Source organism: Clostridium sp. 1001275B_160808_H3 (assembly GCF_015550425.1).
GTDB lineage: Bacteria > Bacillota > Clostridia > Clostridiales > Clostridiaceae > Clostridium.
Window position 1 is genome coordinate 69735 of record NZ_JADNAT010000016.1, and the last position, 21373, is coordinate 91107.

Below are 21373 nucleotides of genomic sequence, written 5' to 3' on the forward strand. Positions count from 1 at the left end.
TGATCTTAAACTATAAAAAATAATTATTTAATCTATTTTTATCTATTATTAATATAAATTTAACACTTTTTTACTAATATTAGTTATACAATTATTGTTATACTTATTCAAAAATGATAAAATAACGCTTAATAATAATTAATAAACTAAGGAGACTGCAATGAATAAGAAAAAAACAGCAATAATTTCAACTAGTATATTAGGTGCTCTATCTATCAGTGCTTTAGGATTTATAGGCAATTACTTTTATAATTTAGCTCTTAATCCAACAGTATCAAAAGATGCTATATTTGGTACCCCAGAAGAAGCAAAGGAAACAAGTGGTGAAGTAATTGATGAAAATGTAGATTGGCTGCTTAATAAATCTAAATTTTCTAATGAATATATAGAATCATTTGATAATTTAAAGCTTCATAGTTACAAAATATTGAACGAAATCCCTACTAATAAATGGGTTATAACTGTACATGGATATACAAGTAATGGCACCGATATGAGTGGTTATGCTAGAAAATTTTATGAAATGGGATATAATATTTTAATTCCTGACTTAAGGGCTCATGGCGAAAGTGAAGGCGATTATATTGGAATGGGTTGGGATGATCGATTAGATATTATTGAGTGGATAAATTTAATTCTTAATACTGATAAAACTTCAGAAATAATCCTTCATGGAGTATCGATGGGGGCAGCTACAGTTTCAATGACTTCTGGTGAAGATCTTCCAAGTAACGTAAAAGCTATTATAGCAGATTGTGGATATACATCTGTTTGGGAGCAATTTTCTCATCAACTAGATGTTTTATACTCATTACCAAGCTTTCCAGTAATGAATGCTTCATCAGTAGTTACAAAAGTTAAGGCAGGCTATACTTTAAGAGAAGCTTCCACACTAAAACAAGTAGCAAAATCTAAAACTCCAATATTATTTATTCATGGAGATGAAGATGATTTTGTACCCTATTCAATGATGGATGAACTTTATAATGCTACAAGTTCAGAAAAAGAAAAATTAACTATAGAAGGTGCTGGACATGCAAAATCCTCTACAGTAAATCCTGAACTTTACTGGTCTACAATTGAAAAATTTATAAATAAATACTTGGCTAAAAATTAAAAGTGAAAATTAAAGAGTGAAAGAGTTCATGAAAAAATCCTTAAGGAATTTTTGAATAAAATTTTTTAATCGATTAAAAGTTTTGCAGAGCAAAACTTGCTTAACTTTTCACTCTTTCACTATTAACTCTTCACTATTTTGCTCAGCAAAATATTAACTATATCCATTAACTATCAAGTCTAATTTTCCTGTTTCGGGATCTATTGCAAGTCCATGAACTGATATTCCTTCTGGTATTAATGGATGTTTTTTTATTAAATTAACACTATCTTTTATAGATTCTTCAACTGAATCAAATCCATGTAACCATTTCTTAATATCTATTCCTGCATTACAAAGTGTATCTAAAGATTCTTTTGAAATTCCTCTATCAATAGCCTTTTGTAATAAATTATCTGTGTCCAAATTACACATTCCACAGCCATGATGTCCAATCACAAAAATTTCATCTATATTAAATTCATAAATTCCAACAATTATACTTCTAATTACACTTCCAAAAGGATGCATAATTGCTGCTCCAGCATTTTTTACAATCTTAGCATCACCATTTTTTAAGTTTAGTGCTTTAGGTAATAAATCTGTAAGCCTTGTATCCATACAAGATAAAATAAGTATTTTCTTTTTTGGATTTTTTGAAGTTATATATTCTTCATAATCTTTATTTTCAACAAATCCTTTGTTAAATTTTAACATTTCATCTAATTTACTCATAGAGTCCCCCTTTATGTTTTTTAGTCTTTTACTCATTTTATAATAAGCATACAATTTTTCATATGTTTTTTTATGTATTATTTTTGTGTATTTTTTATTTTATTTAATAACTCTTTATATTCAACATCTAATTCTGCTTTTTTTGTTTCATCTATTTCTAAAGATAATAGTGAAATAACTTCTGTTAATCTATTATTTAAAATTAGCAATTCCTCTTCACATTTCTTTTTATTAGTATCAATTTTTTCACTATTTTTATGCTCTAAATAAAAACTATAACCTCCATCGAACTCATGTAATTTATTTTCTTTAATTTCAATAATATAATCGCATATATTTGAAATAAATCTTATATCATGGGATACTAAGACAATTGTCTTATCAGTATTTACTAAAGCATTTTCTAATGCTTCTATAGATTTAATATCCAAATAATTGGTTGGTTCATCAAGTATTAATATGTTATTGTCTGATAAAATCACCTTGCATAAACCTACCTTAACTCTTTCTCCTCCACTTAAATCTCCTACTCTTTTATATACACTTTTATCTTTAAATCCAAATTCACTTAAATTAATTCTTATAAAAGTTTCATCGTAAGATGAATCCTCTTTTATATTTTCCAAAATACTTTTATAATCATCTAAAATGCTTTGCCCTTGGTCAAAGTATCCTATTTTTACATTACTTGAAATTTTAATTTTATCGCTATTTTCATTAATTATATATTTTAATAAAGTTGTTTTCCCACAACCATTTTCACCTAATAAAGCAATTTTTCTTCCTTGCTTTATTTTTAAGTTAACATTATCTATTAATACTTTATCTTTCACATAAATTTTTGAGTCTTCTATTTCAATAGGGGTTTTAGAATTTAATTTCATGCTTGGTACAATATTAATTATAATTTTTTTTGTATCCTTTGGTTTTTCTTTAACCTCTAAATGATCTATTCTGCTTTTAATTGATTTTATATTATTATCTATATTCTTCTTTCCTCTTTGATCCCCCATTTTTATAGTTTTAGCTTCTGATGGCCCCATTCCCTTAGGTGCCTTTTTAATTCTATCTCTCAATACTTCCTTTTCTGATATAGCTTTTTCCAACCTAGATTTTTCATGAATATATTTATTATACTCTCTTTCATTAACCTTTCTATTTTCTTCTTTTTGATTCAGATAATCACTATAATTTCCATTATATATAGTAAGCTTTCCATCTTCAATTTCAACAATCTTATTACATAAATCATCTAAGAAATTTCTATCATGAGAAATTATAAGCAATGCTCCTTTATATTTCTTAAACAGTTTATTTAAAAGCTTAACACTTTCGACATCTAAATTAGAAGTAGGTTCATCTGCTATTATAAGACTACTATTTTCTTCAAACGCCTTGACTATCCTCATCTTGACCTTTTCTCCTCCAGATAAATAATTATCATATTCATCTGGAACATGAAACATACCTTTTACTTTTCCGTTGCCTTCAATTTCACACCATTCTTCTCTTTGACTAATATAAGAATAACTATCTGTAATATAAGTGGTCCCCTCATCAGACTTTATTTCCCCTATTAATATTTTTATTAAAGTGGTTTTTCCTACTCCATTTTCCCCTACTATTCCAATTCTATCTCCGTCCATTACTTCAAATTTATCTATATCAAGTAATAATCTATCACCATAATATTTCTTCAAATTATTAATACTTCCAAGTTGCATATTAAGGCCTCCATAAATGAAAATATAAAAGAAGGATATTGCAAAAATTCTACTTTACAACTATCCCTCTTAAATTAATCTTTTATAATATTATTTGATTTATTACTTAAATGTATTCTATTATAATTTTTAATTTTGCTATTTTACCTAGATAAGCCTGTTAATTTTTAATAACATAACACTATAATTATTAAGATAATTAATTAAAACATATATATTTAATAATATTACTAGCTTTTGGACAAGATATATATTATGATTATTAAAAATACAAATTTAAGGTGGTGTACTTATGAAAGTTTACGCAATAACATTTTATTTAAATGAAGATTCACATTCATGTGGTTGTGATTCTCACGATCATAACCATGATCATGAACATCATCACCATCACCGTGATGACTATGATATAGTTGGTACTATAAAGACATTTGGAGCTTGGGCTAACTTCATGCCTGATAGCTACTTAGTTAAAACCGATGCTTCAGCTAAAGAAATTTCAGAAAAGATTAACGCATTCTTACAACCTAATGATTTACTTTTTGTAACTAAAGTTGATACAGATGATGTTGCATCATTAACTCCAGGTTTAGTAGATTGGCTAAAAGCGTAATTATAAAAAGTTAAATGAGCTGTTGCATAATTAAAATTGTCTAACCTTATGCACAGCTCCTTTTTTACTTCTTAAATAAATTTTTAATTAATCATAACTCTTTAAACTTTTATAGAATACCCTATTAAGATTTAATAAAAATAATTTTTTAAATAATATCTATTAAAATACAATTAATAGATTGGATCAGTAATTATTCCAAAGGATGTTGCTTTTATTAAAGGATTATTTATAAGTTCCATCAATTCTTCCTTTGTTCCGTGAACTACTACACCTAAAACTTTTGCATCATCTGATGAAGTTTTTCCTCTTTCCATTATTTCATCATATAAAATTTTATGATCTATCATAGGACTTTTACTTAATCTTTCTATCAATTCATCATATTTTTCATTATAATCTCTAAAATTAAAATGAACAGCATTATAACATTCTATTCCAATAACATAATTTTCTTCAATTCCATTAGCTTTACTATCATAATTTTCAATTTTATATTTATACTCATTCATTTTTTCCTTTGTAAAAGCATCTAACCATAGCCATGTTATTTTAGCTGGTTTTAACTTTTCCTGAATAAAAAACATATCATTTACCTTATAAGGTTTATCAAAAGAAATTGCCATTTCAATAACTTTACCATCAGGAACTTTTTCTATAATATTTAAATCATTTTGATACTCTTTATATTGAAGTGCTGGGTGAAAAAATCTTAAACTTTTATATCCATACTTCCATGTGGATATAGGCCATTCACTTTCTGATTCATTAGGACCGCCACCATTTATTCTATCATATCTATCTGTATGTTCACTTTCTTCTTCACCATTTAATCCAAATTTAGTAACTGAGTCATTTATAATTACATTTTTTCCTCCAATACTTTTTGATATTTTCATAAATCTTGTCCCACCTAGTATTCCAAAAAAGTCACTAGACTCACTTATATATCCATTTGGTGTACTCAATTTAACTACTGCCTCATCTCTTTCATATGCCATTAAGCTATACTTTAAACATAATTTGCTATTAATAAAGCTTCCTATTATAAAAACTATAATTGATAGTACTATTATTTTTAAAGTTAATTTTATTTTAGCTATTCTAACAGCCTTCTTTATTTTATTTTCATCTAAAAAATCATCTATATTTTTCATTTAATTTATTCCACTCCTCTTTAAATTTATTTCTTGCTCTATATAAATAAACCTTAATAGTATTTTCATCTAATCCTAATAATAAGCTTATTTCTTTATAGCTTAAATTCATTTCATACTTAAATATAATTAAAGTTCTATATTCTTCTTTTAATAAATATAATACTTCTAATATTTCTTTTGATTTTTCTTTACTTAAAACACTTTCTTCTATATTTACGTTATCTACTAGTTCTTCATAAAACTTTTCTTCATATATGGATATTGATTTAATTATCTTCCCTCTCTTTAACTTGTTTTTATAATTATTTATAGCAACCTTAAATAACCAAGAGGAAATATTCTTAATATCTATTTCAGTCACATACTCAATAGCCTTTATAAAGCTATCATGGACAATGTCTTCTGCATCATTAATTGGACATCCACACTTTACTAAATATAGACATATAATATTAAATTGCTTTTTATATAAATTTATAATTAGATTTTTGTCCATATTTCCTCCTTTCGTGTTCTAAACCTTTCATAAATAAAACAATTGAAATAATAAGATGTGTACAAAATAAACATTTTTTTATTAAGTTTCAAAAATATTTTTTAAACTTAATATCTAAACAGTTTATTGATACTTATATATGCACAATATAATTAATTCTAAAATAAAGCATTATATCCTCTATTCCCTTTAAAACTTTCTCATGTTATATAGTTAATATTTTTTCACATGAGTTAAAGATATTGTTGATTTATAATTAAAGAAAATTTGAAGTGTTCTATAAACTAGGAGGCGTTGAATTGATAAATTAAGAAGTTTAAATTTTTGACTAACTACCTATAGTAGTAAATTAATGTAAGAAAGAAAAAGATATATAAAAAAATAATATTTATACATTTTTATTTTTCCAGCTAATATTTTATTAAATTACCATAATTTTAAATGTTTATATAAATAACATTTAATCTAATGTATAATTATTATAAATTTATAAAAAGGGGCTGGGGCTATATGAAATATAAAATATTAAAGGCGAATATGATAAACTATAAACTTTACTATGAGGGAAAAGAAATTGATTCCTACATTGACTTAATTAATAAGTATTCAAAAGATGGATATTCATTATCTCAAATTTTATCATTACCAAGTGAAGATCCTTCTACTCAATTAACACTAGATATTATTTTACAAAAAGATGGTGATTTGTCTCCATATAATGAAAATCAAGGGTTTCCATATTAATTATAAAAAAAGGAAAGCTATTTGTTTTATAGCTTTCCTTTTATCTTTAATCTAAATTTTAAGCATTAAGAATTAAAAATTTTTTTATATTCTCTATAACTATCCTATTTTGTTCTTTTGTCCCCATGGAAATTCTTACGAACCCATCCATTCCAATTAATCTACCATCCTTTACTATTATCCCTTTCTCTTTTAGGAAATCTACTAGCTTAGTTGCTTTATCTCCTAATTTGAACATAATAAAAGAGGCATATGATTTTATATATTCTATGTTAAGTTCTTCAAGAGTAGATTCGTACATATTAAGTGCTTCCTTATTTCTAATTCTTACTTTTTCTATGTACTCTTTCTCTTTTATGACTCTAACAGCTAAACCTTGAGCATATGAATTTAAATCAAAGGGACCAATAACAAATTTAAATTCATCAATTATGTTTTTCCTAGCAACTCCATATCCCACTCTCACTCCTGCTAACCCATAAGCTTTTGAGAAAGTTCTTAATATTATTACATTAGAAAATTCTTTGTATATATTTACAGAATCTAATGGACTTTTTTCTACAAACTCTATATATGCTTCATCTAAAACTACTTTAACATATGAAGGAACCTTTTGTAAAAATGATATTATATCTTCATCATTTAAAAATGTTCCTGTTGGATTATGAGGATTTGATATCCAAATCAATCTTGTATTTTCATTTATTTTTTCTAAAGTAGCATTTAAATCAATACCATAGTTGTTTAATGGAACTTTAATATATTTACACTCTTTTATTTTAGCAGCAACTTCATATGTAGGGAATGCTACCTCTGGCATTATTACTTCATGATTTCCCCTTACTAACCCAAAAGTCAAAACTTTAATTAAATAGTCTGAACCATGCGAACAGAATACTTCTTCTTTTGTTATTCCAAAATATTTAGCAATTTCTTCTCTCACTACAGAATTTGTTACATCTGGATATAATTTAGGATCTATTTTTTTTATGCAATCTACTATATCAAATGAATGTTTTATTTGATTTTCATTTGAATCCAGTTTAATTATGTCATAGTTCAATTTTATCACCTATGCTAATTTGTTTTTACAATCATTTTTTGTTTCAAAATCATATAGATTTTCTAATGTATATTCAACCATATTAGCTACAGCTTCATCTGTATAGAATCCATAGTGAGGAGTTACTATAACATTTGGGAATGATTTTAAAGTTAATAATGTTTCATCACTAATTACATTATTTTGATGGTTGCTATGGAAAATTCCATACTCATATTCATAAACATCTGTTGCAACACCACCAATTTTACCACTCTTTACACCTTCAATTAGTGCTTTAGCATCCATTAATTGACCTCTAGATGTATTTATTAAAATTACACCATCCTTCATTTTAGCAATTGACTCATCATTTATTAAGTGATAATTATCAGCTGTTAATGGACAATGAAGTGATATTATATCAGCTTGTTCAAATACTTCATCTAATGTTTTATATTCAATATATTTTGCTGCATTTTCATTAGGATATAAATCATATCCTATCATCTTACTGCCAAATCCTGAAAATGCTTTAATAGCAATTTGTCCAATTCTTCCTGTTCCAATAAAACCTATTGTTTTATTTCTTAATTCAAATCCAATTAATCCATCTAATGAAAAATCTTGAGCTTCTACTCTTTTAAATGCTTTCTTAAAGTTTCTTGCTAAACATAAAGTAACCCCTACTGCAAATTCTCCTACTGAGTTTGGTGAATATGCTGGTACATTTGCAACATTTACTCCAAATTCTTTTGCAGCTTCTAAATCAATATTGTTATATCCAGCTGAACGTGTTGCTAAATATTTAACACCTAATTTTGAAATTATTTCTATTGCCTCTTTATTTGCATTACAATTTCCCAATATGCTTATAGCATCATATCCTTCAGCTAAATTTGCATTTGAAGGTCCAAAAGATTCCTTTACAATTGTAACCTCATGGTTATACTTGCTTGAAAACTTTTCAAAACTACTCATTTCATCTGGTCTTACACAATACGCTAATACTTTCATAACTCTACTCCTTTTATTTATCTTTTTGTAAATTTATTAGATAAATATAGTAGGAGTCTCCTCCTACATATATCCATTTCTATTCAAATGTTAATTTATAATCTTCTTCTGAAACTATTTTTACAGTTTTAGTAAATATGTAATTAAATAATATTCCTAATGCTATTGGAGCAACCACAAATATTATAGTAACAATTATTACATTCATTGTTGTATATCCACCCATTAAATTTAAAGCATTAATTGGTCCTATTAATCCAGAAATACCAAATCCAGCACTCATAGGAGTTCCTTGAATATTAAATATTCCAGCTAATGCTCCTAATATAGCTGCATTACAAAAAATTGGCACCATCATTATAGGCTTCTTTACGAAATTCACCATTTGCATCTTAGGAGATCCTAAGAAATGTGCTATTGAAGTTCCAAAAGAATTTACTTTCCATCCACAAATAGCTAGTCCAAAACCAGTTGCTACAACTCCTAAATTTGCTGCTCCTGATCCTATTCCCCCAAGAGCAATTGCTGTTGCAACTGCAACTGTTGAAAAAGGTGATATTATTAAGAATGCGAAACATAAAGATATTAATATTCCCATTAATATCGGTTGTAACGTTGTAAATTTATTGATTATATCACCAATTAATAATGTTATTCCTTTAACATACGGTAATATAAAAATACCAATTCCTCCTGCAACAATTACTACTATTGCTGGCACTAGCAATATTGTATACGCCTTTAGCTTATTACCTAAAAGCATTACAATTCCAACTGCTATAGCTGCAGTAATTGCAACGTTAATTACATCCCCTGTTCCTGCAAATATAAATGCACCATTTTCTCCAACACTTGCTACGCCAGATCCAACTACTGCTGCCATTCCAACTGCTGTAATTTGAATTGGAGTTAACTTAAATTGCATTGCAATACAAACACCTATTACCACTGGTGAAAGTCTCATTGCAAGTAAAGTTATATCAAAAATTGTTTGTGCTGGGGCAAAATGAGGAATTATTACCTTTAATAATTCACCTAATAAAGCATTTGGTATAAGAGCCACTACTATACCAACGCTTAACCCTGCTAACAGCTTGTCCATAAACTGCTTAGCTGTCATCTTTTCGTTACTCATAATTTTACTCTCCTTCTGATTTTATTATGTATTTAAAAAATTCATTTTAAATATACATTATATTGTTTTCTTTGTCAAATTTTAGCTATATTTTATATTTTTCACTTTTATTTCCATAATATAGAATTAAATGTAAACTTTTAAGAGAAATTTGTATTTTAGATGTTTTTTTTATAAAGTTTTCCATTCCATATTTCGATATATAAATAAGAATAAATAGGAGGGTAAAAATGAAAAATTTAAACAAATCATTAAAAAAGAACAAATCAATAAAAACACAAATAATATTACTCTTTTCAATATTATTGATATCTTCACTTTTGGTTCTAACCGCTATAACAACAGTAGCAGTAAATAAACAAATAAAAGATGACTCTCTAAATATGATGTCAGAATTAACAAAAAGAAGTGCTAGCGAATTAAATGAATATGTAAATAAATATATTATGTTATCTGAAACACTAGCTTCCACTGTATCAATGTCTTCATATTCAGATATTCAAAAAAATTTAGTATCTCTTAATGGATACATTTCACAGTATAGTCTTGATAGAATATTAATTGCAGATAAATCTGGAAATGGCTTAAATAGTGGTGGACAAACTGTTAATATTTCAGATAGAGATTATTTTAAAACAGCTATGTCTGGTACTCCAACAGTTAGTAGCCCATTAACTGATAAAACTACTGGAAAAACTTTAATGGTTTATTCTGCTCCAATAAAAAATAATGGTCAAATAGTAGGGGTATTAGCTTTTGCTAGAGATGCTAAAGAAGTATCAGATAAGATAAGTACAATAACATTTAGGAACACAGGAAAAACATGTCTAATAGATAATAATGGTACAACTATAGCTCATTATGAATATAAAAGAGTTCAAGAAGAAGAAAACATTATTGAAATAGCTAAAACAAATACTTCATTAGCTGAGCTTGCTAAAAGTGTTGAAAAAATGAAATCTGGAGAAAATGGCTTTGATGAATATGGTTTTAATGGAACTAGAAGAGTAATTTCGTATCAAAATATTCCAGGACTTAATTGGTCAGTAGGTCTTATGGTTGATAGTTCTGATCTATTTATGGTAGTTGATACAATTCTTAAAATAGTAATTACTGTTGGTATTATATCTTTAATTATTTCAATGATACTAGCTTACAGATTTTCTAATAAACTTAGTATAAGATTAAAGTTAGTTTCTAATATAGTTTCAAATTTTGCAAAAGGTAACTTTTCACAAGTACTACCTAATAAGGAATTAAAGAAATCAGATGAAATAGGAGAAATACTTCATTCAATAGATAAATCTCAAGATTCATTAAAAGATATGATTTCTTCCATAAAAGATTCATCAAATACCTTAGAGGAAGAATCCCTAAATCTAAATACTATGTCCGAGGATTATTTAACTTCATGTAAAAATATTATTGCTGCTACAAAGGAAAGCTCTCAAGGTACATATAGTCAAGCTAACCAACTTTCTAGTATTACGGCTGATATGGATACATTTGATACTAATTTAACTTCTATAATTACATCTATTTCTAATATTAATACTATGGTAGCAAATATTAATAATAAATCTACTTCATCTAATGAAGATATAGGTGAATTGGTATTAACTATGAAATCTTTAGAAAATAATTTTAAAACATTTAGTGATACTATTTTAAGTATGAAAGAAAATATAAATAATATAACATCTATAACTGATGTAATAAACTCTCTTTCTGAACAAACTAATCTACTTGCTTTAAATGCTGCTATTGAAGCTTCTAGAGCTGGAGAGGCAGGAAAAGGATTTGCTGTTGTTGCTGATGAAATACGAAAACTAGCAGAAGAAAGTAAAACTTCATCAAGAGAAATTACTTCAATAGTACAAAATGTACTTACTCAAACCTCTGTTATTGTAAAAGAAAATGACTCTATTAGTTCATTATTTATAAACCAAATAAATGAAACCTCAAAAGTTATGTTTAGCTTTGATGAGATTATTTCTTTGGTCCTTGAAGTATCTAAAGAAATAAATTCCTTAGATAAAAATTCTGAAAGCATATCTAAACGAAAGCAAAATATAATAGAAAATATAACTAATTCTTCTGCTATTTCTGAAGAACTAAGTGCTGCTACAGAAGAAATATATGCTTCATCAAGTGAATTATCTACTTCAAGTGAAAAAGTTGCTGATTCTGCTGAACATTTAAGTGCATTAACTAAATCAATATTAGATAAACTTAGTAAATTTAAAATAGATTAACAAAAACTTTTCTTTATGTTAATCAATAAATTTATAATTTATATATAAACAATAAGAGTCGTAAATATGATTTACACCTTAGATATTAAATAAATATATCTAAGGTGAACTTCAATATTACGGCTCTTTTTTATATTACAACTCTAAATTATCTCTACTTATAGCAGTTGCAAGGAAAACTAGTAAACTAGATAAAAATGATTTCCAAGCTTTAATTATGCCTCTTTTATCATTACTTTGTCTACTTGCAATCTTTGCCTCTTCTAAACCTTTATAGTTAATATCTAAAAATATTCCTGTAGAATACAAAAACATTGCATTAGTTATTTTAGGAAAATTCTTAGTATCAATAAATTGATCTGATTCATTTGTATTAAATAATTGATCTGAAACTTGTGCTTTTAGACTATATAAATAATAAAGATTTAAAAATGTAGCTAATATTATAATATATAATGTATCTATAGATAAATTTAATGTCTTCAATTGAGAAAATAACTCATCTCTATTAGGAACACTTGCATTATTCTGAGAATTATTATTTTCTGCTTCATTATCATTATTTATTTCTGCTTCATTATCATTATTTATTTCTGCTTCATTATCATTTTTTATTTCTTCTGCTCTTTCATCTATATGTTCAAAGTATATTTTTCCATTATCTAATTTATCTTTAATATTATTCTCATTAGTACTATATTGTTTATTTCTATTTATGTTATTTTTTCTATTTCCTACTTCATCATTATTTTGCGACTTAGAAGAATTATTTTTTTCATAACTCCTTATCTCTTTTGAAGAGGAACAATGATCTTTATTCTTTTTACTATTGTAAGTATTTTTAGATTTCAATATCCCACTCCTAAAGGCATAATTATTTATAATATAAAATATGCACTTATTCTTTATAGGATACTAATAATTTATATCTATTAATTAGATGCTTCTTTATCTGCGAATTGACTGTTATATAAATTTTCGTAGAAGCCACCTTTTTTCATTAATTCATCATGTGTTCCTTGTTCAATTATATTCCCTTCATTTATTACTAATATTAAATCAGCACTTTTTATTGTAGATAGTCTGTGAGCAATTACAAAGCTAGTTCTTCCCTTCATTATATTTCTCATAGCTTTTTGAAGTAATAATTCTAGCCTTGTATCTACAGAACTTGTTGCTTCATCTAAAATTAATATAGCTGGATCTTTAAGGATTGCTCTAGCTATTGTTAAAAGTTGCTTTTCCCCTTGTGAAATATTAGATGCCTCTTCATTTAAAAACATGTTATATCCATCAGGAAGAGTTTTTATAAAATGATGAACATTAGCTATTTTAGCTGCTTCTACTATCTCTTCTTTTGTCGCCCCAAATCTTCCATATTCAATGTTATCATATATAGTACCATTAAATAGCCAAGTATCTTGAAGTACCATTCCAAATATTGAGCGTAAATCTTCGCGTTTCATATCTCTTATATCTACACCATCTATTTTTATTGATCCACCTTTAATTTCATAAAATCTCATTAAAAGATTAATTAATGTAGTTTTTCCAGCACCTGTTGGACCAACTATTGCTACCATTTGGCCACTTTTAACTTCTGCACTTAAATCTTCTATTAAAATCTTATCATCACTATATCCAAATCTTACATGTTCAAAAGTTACATTTCCTTTTGGATTTTCAAGTTCTATAGGTTTTTCTATATCCTTTATTTCTTCTTCTTCATCTAAAAATTCAAATACTCTATGAGCTGCTGCTACTGCTGATTGTATTGCTGATGATAATTGAGTTACTTGCGATAAGGGTTGATTTATTTGCCATATATAACGTATAAATGCTTGAAGGTTACCTACTGTTATTCTGCCTGCTATTGCTGTTATAGCTCCAACAACTCCAACTGCTGCAATTCCTAAATAGCTCACAAGTCCAACTAAAGGCGACATTATACTTGATATAAATTGTGCTTTAAATCCTGTTGCTCTAAGCTCTTCATTTGCTTCCATAAACTCTTTTATAGCATCATCTTGCTTTCCATATAACTTAATTTCATTAAAACCTGTATAAAGCTCCTGTACTTTCCCATTAAGCTTACCTAATGCTGCTTGTTGCTTGTTAAATAAATTTTGAGATTTACTTACTATTACTTTTGTAATTAAAATGCTTAAGGGAATTATAAGAGTTGCTAAAAGTGCTAGTTTTACATTTATTGAATACATCATTATAAGTGCTAAGCTTAATGATAAGAATGCATTAACTACTTGAACAAAACTTTGTTGTAAAGCATTAGAAATAGTATCTACATCATTTGTAATACGGCTTAATACATCTCCATAGCTATTACTATCAAAATATCTTATAGGAAGCTTACTTATCTTTTTTTGTACTGCATTTCTTATATCTTTCATTGTATTTTGAATTGCATTAGTTAATAAGAAGCTTGCTATAAATGTAGATCCTGCGCTACCTATATAAACAAAGAATAATAAAATTAAAATTTTAATAATATAATCAAAATTCACTGAAGCTCCTTGAATTCCTTTTATAATAGCTTCAAAATCTTTAGTTAATTGTGTAATAATTAAACCTTCTGTTCTTGGAGCTAATGCTGTAAATATTGCTGCTGATACTATAAATAGTATTGCTCCAAGAAATGACCATTTATATTTATTTACAAAAGGAGTAATTTTCTTTACTACTGCTTTAAATTTATTCATTATGCAAGTTCCTCCTCTGTAAGTTGTGATGATGCTATTTCATGATAAATCTCACAATTCTTAAGTAATTCTTTATGAGTTCCAATCCCCACTACTTCTCCTTCATTTAAGACCACTATTTTATCAGCATCCATTATTGAACCTATTCTTTGTGCCACTATTAACACTACCGAATCCTTAGTTTCTGATTTGAGTCTCTTTCTTAAAATAGCATCTGTCTTAAAGTCCAAAGCTGAAAAACTATCATCAAATATATATATTTCTGGCTTCCTAACTATCGCCCTAGCTATTGAAAGCCTTTGCTTTTGTCCTCCTGATACATTTGATCCACCTTCACTTATTACCTCATCAAATTTTTTAGGTTTACGCGAAATGAAGTCATAAGCTTGAGCAACTTTTGCAGAGTATTCTACTTCTCCTGTATCTGCATTTTTCTTGCCAAATTTAATATTGCTTGATATGCTACCTGTAAATAAAAGCGTCTTTTGAGGTATAAATCCAATCTTTTTACGTAATGCATTTAAGTCATAGTCTCTTACATCTACTCCATCTATTTTGATGCTACCTTTTGTAACATCATAAAATCTTGGAATAAGGTTTATTAATGTACTTTTCCCACTACCTGTACTTCCTATAAAAGCAATTGTTTCACCCTTTTTAGCAGTAAAAGAAATATCCTTAAGCACTGCTTCTTCTCCATTTGGATATATAAATGATACATTATCAAATTCTACTAACCCTTTAATTTCTGTATCTTTAACTCCATTTTCTGGACTCTTTATTATAGGTTCTTCATCTAATATTTCTTTAATTCTATGAGCTGAAACTTGGGCTTTTGGATACATTATAAACACCATTGAGAATAACATAATTGAAAACATAGCATGAAATAAATACTCAATAAATGCTACTAATTGTCCTACTTGAAGAGTTCCTACATTTATCATTTTACTTGATATCCAAAATATTGCTATGATTGCTAAATTTAAAAGGAAGAAGAACATTGGCTGAGATATAGCCATAAGCTTATGAAGCTTTTTAGAAACTTGTGCATATAACTCATTCGTTTCATCAAATCTCTTACCTTCATAATTATCGTTACCAAAGGCTCTTATAACTCTTATTCCTGTTAAGTTTTCTCTTGATATTCTATTTAGCTTATCTAGTCTCTTTTGTTGAGTTTCTGATAGTGGCTCAGATACCTTTGCTATAATTACAACTCCTAGTATTATGAATGGAATTGTTATAGCTAGAACTACAGATAATGAAGGACTTGTTCTAAGTATCATTATTAAACTCACTGTAAACATTACAGGTGTTAATAATGCTGTTCTTAAAAGTGTATTGGTGAATTGTAAAAGGACAAATGCATCATTTGTAGTTCTTGTTATCATTGATGATACCCCAAACTTATCATACTCCGTATGTGAAAATTCTTGTGACTTTTTAAAAATATCATTTCTCATATCTCTTGTTATCCCTGTAGAAATTCTTGATGAACAAAATCCTAAAAGTATTGTTCCAAGAACTCCAATAACTGAAATAATTGAAATAATTATCCCCATTCTTTTTACATAATTAATATCGCTATTTACTATTCCTTTATCTATAACTTTTGCCATGATAGTAGGTATTCCTAATTCAACTAAAGCAAAACCAAAGACTGATATAATATTTAGTATAAGAAGCGCCTTATAATTTTTTAAATACTTTAATAATAATTTCATTGCTGCGTAATCACTCCTCTTCTTTCAATTCTTTTCAATATAAATAAAAATGAAATAATTAGACTATTACTATTATTTCATCTCTTTAAACCACATATGCAATTTTCATTACATTGTAGCATAGCTTAAAGGAAAAATCCACAAAGTTTTCCAATACACCTTACTTTCCCCTTCATTATATTTATCTTAAATAAAAAAGGTAAAACCTCAGAAATCTATTTAATATAAAATTTATTCAATTTCAAATAGGCTTTATTTCCTTAAAAAGTTTAATCTTTTATTTTTATAAAGGGCCTCACGAAACGCGAGCCCCTTTTAAACCATTGATTTCACTTAATTGAAAACTTTTTAAACTTAAATAGAAATTTTTATCTATTATTTGTGTATGCGAAAAAAGAGAAATTTGAATTAGAACTTCCCTTTTTATCGGCTAATATGAAAATTTATTTTGATGTAGACCTTTTTTAACTTTTAGCATTATAAGGTTAATGTTCTAACTAAATTCTCAACTGTTTTCTCAAGATTAATTTCTCCATTCTTAAGAGCTTCCTCTAAAGAACATACACCTCTCATGATTCCAAATATTGAGTTTATTCCTACATTATAAAGATTTTCTACACCATCTCCAACCTTACCTGCAAAGGCAATTGTTTTTACTCCATTTTTTTTAGCTACAGAAGCTACTCCCATAGGTGTTTTCCCAAATATAGTTTGACTATCTATTGCACCTTCTCCAGTAAATACAATATCTGCTCCTTTGATTTTATTTTCTAAGTCAGTATGTTTTATAATTAAATCTACCCCTCTTTTAAGTTCTCCATTAAAAAAGGCAAGTAAAGCTGCTCCAAGTCCTCCAGCTGCTCCAGCACCTTCAACATTAGCTACATCAATTCCAAGTTCCCTTTTAATTACTTCTGCATAATTATTTAATGCCATATCTAGTTGTATAATCATTTCTTCTGTTGCACCTTTTTGTGGCCCAAATATTCTTGAAGCACCATTTTCTCCTATAAGAGGATTGTTTACATCGCAGGCAACCTCAAATGTAACGTTTTTTAATCTACTGTCAAAATTAGTTAAATCTATAGCATTTAATTTAATTAATTCACTACCACCAAAATTTAACTCATTACCTTCTTTATCTAATAAATGGCCACCTAATGCTTGAATCATTCCAGCCCCACCATCATTAGTAGCGCTCCCTCCGATTCCAATTATTATATGCTTTACACCTCTATTTATGGCATCTAATACTAACTCACCTGTACCATATGTAGTTGTAATTAAAGGATTTCTCTTTTCTCTTTCAACAAGGTGAATTCCACTTGCACTTGCCATTTCAATAATTGCTTTTTCACCGTTTCCTAATATTCCATACATAGCATTTATCTTTTTATCTCCAAGAGGATCTGTGACTACTGTATTTACAATTTTTCCTCCAGTTGCCTCAACTAAGGCTTCTACAGTTCCTTCTCCACCATCTGCCATAGGAACCTTTATACATATCGCGTCTTTAATTACCTTTTTTATCCCTCTTTCCATAGCATTACAAGCCTCTTTTGATGTCATACTTTCTTTAAATGAATCTGGTGCTAATATAAACTTCATGTAATTCATCTCCATCCAACTATAATTATAATATTATACCAAATATTATTGTAGAAACTAAAGTCATTGTTAATCCGATCATTGATTCATATGGTATAAGTTTTAGTCTTTCTCCCATACTCATATTAACGCTGCCACCTGTTGCATGAAAGAAGCTTCCATGTGGTAAATGGTCTAATACTGTTGCTCCTGCATGAATCATAGCAGCTGTTCCTAGTGCTGGTACCCCTAATTCTAATATAGTGCTTCCAAAAACTGAAGTTGCTACTGCTGTTCCTGATGTTGTTGATGCTGTTGCAGCAGACATTAGTATCCCTGAAACTGGTGCTAATGCAAAGCTAGGTAAACCTAATATATTTATTCCTTCTATAATTACATCTTTTAATCCTGAATTAGATATAATTCCTGCTAAAGTTCCTGTACCTATTAATAATATTGCTACTCCACTCATTTTTCCTAAACCAAAGGTTGCATATTCATTAATGTTTTTAATTTTTCCCATTGCTATAGCTCCTACTAATCCCCCTACTGGAAGAGCTATTAATGGATCAATTTCTATCTTAGCAATTGGTCTTAACATTAGTAGAATAATAGTTACTAATGGTCCAACCAATGCTTTAAAGAAGCTTGGACTATTTTCAAATTTCTCAGAGCTATTCTCTAATTCTACTCTTGAGCCTTTATTCTTGATTTTTTGTGCAATTATACAAGTAACAATTAATCCAAAGATTGCAGGAATTATTCCCGCCATCATAACGTTTGTAAGAGAAACTCCTAAATTATCAGCCGCTGCTATTGAATTAGGATTAGGTGACATAATATTACCTGCCTTACCTCCCCCAATCATTGCTAATAAAATCGATGTTTTGCTTAATCCAATCTTTCTTGCTATGGCAAGTGCTATAGGTGATACTGTTATTACAGCTACATCTATAAAAACTCCAACCATAGTTAATACCATTGTTGCAATAGCTAAAGCTATTAAAGCTTTTGATTCCCCTATTTTTTCTACTATTGTTTCGGCTATTTTAGCTGCTGCTCCAGATTTAATTAATACACCAGCCAAAATACCAGCTGTTAAGATTCTTAAAATTGCTGGCATCATCCCCTTAGCACCATTAATCATCAATGTTACTGTTTCAACAAGAGATGCACCTCCAACTAACCCTCCTATTATTGCTCCAATTATTAAACTGTAAGCTGGATGAACCTTTTTTATTATTAATGTAATTGCTATAATTAAAGCAACTATTGCCCCTAAGGCTGTAACAGTTATATCCATTAATATCTCCCCTTCCTACTTCTCATGAATATATTCATATAATACCCCTAATAGTAAATGATTACATTGTTCAGAGACACAAACTTACAAGCTTTTTTATTGTGCACTTGAATAAATAACTTTATAATAAATATAAGCACTGGTAAGCCTATAACAATCTATTGCATTATTAAAGCATAATTCAGTTAATTCCTCTATTTTAGCTATTCTATATGCTAAAGTATTCCTATGTATATGTAAATTTTTATATGTAATTTGTTTTTCGTAATTAGACTCAACAAAAACAATAAAGGTTTCTAAAAGGTCACCTCCATGTTTTATTAATTTTTCAATTATTTCCTTATTATCTTTATTCTTAGTCATCTTATCAACTTCCGATAAGAAATTTATATCTTTTAATGAAATAATTGTTGCTTCTAAATTTAATTTATTTGCTATATTTAAAGCATTCAAAAGTTTATAAAATGATTTAGCTAATACTTCTTCTGCCTTATTATATATAACTCTTACTATTTCCTCTTTATTATCACCAATTAACTCTTCTATACGTTTTTCCATACTATCTATTTTAGATTTTAATATTAATACTAATCTATTTGAATTTATATGTATTATAAACTCATTTTTTTTAATAAAAGAATCTATAGTTTTCCTTAGAATGTCATTATTACTCCTTCTATATTCTATTAATACAATTGTTCTATTTAATTGAATATCTATTTCTACTTCTATTCCTCTTTCAATAAATTCTTTATCATAAACTTCCTTTCTATACAGCCATTCATATAAGTATTCTTCTTTTATTTTATTTTTTACTATATATTTTTGAATACTGTATTCTTGATTTATAAGAAGTTCGGATGTGACTCTTACTATTTCTCCAAAAGGCCTTACTGTTCTTGGATTACCTGTAATTCCTATAACACCAATTATTCTATTATTCAAAGTTATTGGAATATTTACTCCTGGTTTAACCCCATTGTTTTCTTTATTGACTTCTGTAGCCTTCTTTAACTTCAAAGACTCTATAGCTCCTAAATGAAGTTGTCCTATTCTTGACTCATCTCCACTCCCTATTATAACTCCGTTTTTATCCATAATATTCACATTATAAGGAATAATATCCATCATTTTATCAACAATTTTTTGTGCTAAATTTTTACTTATCATATTCTTTCACCTCTATAAATATAGCAAGTACTCAATTATACTAGTTTTTTCTTAAATAAGAGTAATATCATCATCTTATATACAATAATAAATTATATATAAAATGATGATATTACTCAATACACACATATATATACTCAAATAGGTATAACAATATATAAATTACCTTATAATCATATAAATACTTATTTTTTTATAGATATATCGGCAATATTTATATATCATAATAAAATAATTAAAAATAGAAAAATAATTTTTAAATTATTCTTATTTATACAAATTGCCTTAGCTATTTTATATTTATTATCTATAGCTAGATTTTCAAATGGATAGTTTTCAATTATATTTACTTTATGCTTATTTCCTAAACCTTCATTTATTTTTTCATAACTATATTCATTTGGAATGTGTTTTCCCGAAATTATTTCATTTTCAGTATTTAAATATGTATCTACATCATAGTCTTTAATAATTCCTTCAATTTTAAAATTTTATCACAGCTTAATGTATTTAATTTTAAATTTCCATCCTCTGTTAAAATTACTCCTCCATTTGAAGCTATTACCTTAGCGCTAACCCCTAAAGCATCTTTTATATGATCTACAAATTCTCCCTGTAGCTATACATATATTTACTCCACTATTAATAGCTTTCTTTATTGCTTCTATATTTTCATCTGTAATTTTCTTGTCATCTGTTAATAGAGTTCCATCTAAGTCTATGCATACCAACTTATAATCACTTTTCTTCATTCCTATCTCCCCCTTATTTTTTCGTTAGTGTAAAGTTTTTTTACACTACTTCTCTTTTAAAATCTTTATATATCAAGGTTTCGCAAGTTTTTTGTATAAA

18 protein-coding genes are annotated in these 21373 nt (G+C 27.4%); 4 read left to right on the plus strand and 14 right to left on the minus strand.

The features are described from left to right. Window positions 1–160: 160 nt before the first annotated feature. Window positions 161–1117: an alpha/beta hydrolase gene (locus tag I2A75_RS12815; RefSeq protein WP_195265088.1), complete on the plus strand. Its 957-nt coding sequence runs from the start codon at window positions 161–163 to the stop codon at window positions 1115–1117. Window positions 1118–1270: 153 nt separating this feature from the next. On the opposite strand, the gene I2A75_RS12820 is transcribed toward I2A75_RS12815, so the two are convergent. Both I2A75_RS12820 and cplR read right to left on the minus strand, forming a co-directional pair. After that, window positions 1271–1831 carry a carbonic anhydrase gene (locus I2A75_RS12820; RefSeq protein ID WP_195265090.1) on the minus strand — a complete coding sequence of 187 codons (561 nt, stop codon included), beginning with the start codon at window positions 1829–1831 and terminating at the stop codon, window positions 1271–1273. 77 nt (window positions 1832–1908) lie between these two features. Further along, entirely contained in the window at window positions 1909–3555 is a 1647-nt protein-coding gene (gene cplR, locus I2A75_RS12825; protein WP_195265092.1) for an ABC-F type ribosomal protection protein CplR, read from the minus strand. A gap of 292 nt (window positions 3556–3847) precedes the next feature. Between cplR and I2A75_RS12830 the strand changes: the two genes are divergently transcribed. Further along, on the plus strand, window positions 3848–4168 hold the full coding sequence (locus I2A75_RS12830; protein ID WP_195265094.1) for a hypothetical protein: 321 nt from the start codon (window positions 3848–3850) through the stop codon (window positions 4166–4168). 173 nt (window positions 4169–4341) lie between these two features. On the opposite strand, the gene I2A75_RS12835 is transcribed toward I2A75_RS12830, so the two are convergent. Together I2A75_RS12835 and I2A75_RS12840 are read right to left on the minus strand one after the other, a co-directional pair. After that, on the minus strand, window positions 4342–5325 hold the full coding sequence (locus tag I2A75_RS12835) for an anti sigma factor C-terminal domain-containing protein (RefSeq protein WP_195265096.1): 984 nt from the start codon (window positions 5323–5325) through the stop codon (window positions 4342–4344). Next, window positions 5309–5824, minus strand: a complete 516-nt coding sequence (locus I2A75_RS12840; protein ID WP_195265097.1) for an RNA polymerase sigma factor — start codon at window positions 5822–5824, stop codon at window positions 5309–5311. Before I2A75_RS12840 ends, I2A75_RS12835 begins: the two co-directional genes overlap by 17 nt. Before the next feature lie 510 nt (window positions 5825–6334). On the opposite strand from I2A75_RS12840, the gene I2A75_RS12845 reads away from it, so the two are divergent. Beyond that, window positions 6335–6568, plus strand: a complete 234-nt coding sequence (locus tag I2A75_RS12845; RefSeq protein ID WP_195265099.1) for a hypothetical protein — start codon at window positions 6335–6337, stop codon at window positions 6566–6568. A 58-nt stretch (window positions 6569–6626) separates the two neighbouring features. Here I2A75_RS12845 and hisC read toward each other — a convergent pair whose 3' ends face one another. From hisC to I2A75_RS12860, 3 genes are all read right to left on the minus strand, one after another. Beyond that, complete coding sequence (gene hisC / locus I2A75_RS12850; protein ID WP_195265101.1) at window positions 6627–7631, minus strand: histidinol-phosphate transaminase; 1005 nt, start codon at window positions 7629–7631, stop codon at window positions 6627–6629. Window positions 7632–7640: 9 nt separating this feature from the next. Continuing rightward, entirely contained in the window at window positions 7641–8627 is a 987-nt protein-coding gene (locus tag I2A75_RS12855) for a D-isomer specific 2-hydroxyacid dehydrogenase family protein (protein WP_195265103.1), read from the minus strand. A gap of 79 nt (window positions 8628–8706) precedes the next feature. Further along, a complete protein-coding gene (locus I2A75_RS12860; RefSeq protein WP_195265105.1) occupies window positions 8707–9762 on the minus strand; it encodes a PTS sugar transporter subunit IIC in 1056 nt (351 codons plus the stop codon). A gap of 230 nt (window positions 9763–9992) precedes the next feature. Between I2A75_RS12860 and I2A75_RS12865 the strand changes: the two genes are divergently transcribed. After that, on the plus strand, window positions 9993–12017 hold the full coding sequence (locus I2A75_RS12865; protein ID WP_195265107.1) for a methyl-accepting chemotaxis protein: 2025 nt from the start codon (window positions 9993–9995) through the stop codon (window positions 12015–12017). A 135-nt stretch (window positions 12018–12152) separates the two neighbouring features. Here I2A75_RS12865 and I2A75_RS12870 read toward each other — a convergent pair whose 3' ends face one another. The 7 genes from I2A75_RS12870 to I2A75_RS18000 all read right to left on the minus strand — a co-directional run bounded on the left by I2A75_RS12870 (window position 12153) and on the right by I2A75_RS18000 (window position 21273). Next, window positions 12153–12869 carry a hypothetical protein gene (locus tag I2A75_RS12870; protein WP_195265109.1) on the minus strand — a complete coding sequence of 239 codons (717 nt, stop codon included), beginning with the start codon at window positions 12867–12869 and terminating at the stop codon, window positions 12153–12155. A gap of 80 nt (window positions 12870–12949) precedes the next feature. Further along, window positions 12950–14734 carry an ABC transporter ATP-binding protein gene (locus tag I2A75_RS12875; protein ID WP_195265111.1) on the minus strand — a complete coding sequence of 595 codons (1785 nt, stop codon included), beginning with the start codon at window positions 14732–14734 and terminating at the stop codon, window positions 12950–12952. Beyond that, on the minus strand, window positions 14734–16461 hold the full coding sequence (locus tag I2A75_RS12880; RefSeq protein ID WP_195265113.1) for an ABC transporter ATP-binding protein: 1728 nt from the start codon (window positions 16459–16461) through the stop codon (window positions 14734–14736). The genes I2A75_RS12875 and I2A75_RS12880 overlap by 1 nt, the downstream gene beginning before the upstream one ends. Before the next feature lie 477 nt (window positions 16462–16938). Beyond that, complete coding sequence (locus I2A75_RS12885; protein WP_195265115.1) at window positions 16939–18069, minus strand: glycerate kinase; 1131 nt, start codon at window positions 18067–18069, stop codon at window positions 16939–16941. 25 nt (window positions 18070–18094) lie between these two features. Next, window positions 18095–19351, minus strand: a complete 1257-nt coding sequence (locus I2A75_RS12890; RefSeq protein ID WP_195265117.1) for a GntP family permease — start codon at window positions 19349–19351, stop codon at window positions 18095–18097. Window positions 19352–19447: 96 nt separating this feature from the next. Continuing rightward, the gene (locus I2A75_RS12895) at window positions 19448–20521 is read right to left on the minus strand and encodes a sugar diacid recognition domain-containing protein (RefSeq protein ID WP_195265119.1); all 1074 of its coding nucleotides are present in this window, start codon (window positions 20519–20521) and stop codon (window positions 19448–19450) included. Between the two features lie 572 nt (window positions 20522–21093). Next, window positions 21094–21273, minus strand: a complete 180-nt coding sequence (locus tag I2A75_RS18000; protein WP_243242166.1) for an HAD hydrolase family protein — start codon at window positions 21271–21273, stop codon at window positions 21094–21096. Between the last annotated feature and the right edge of the window lie 100 nt (window positions 21274–21373).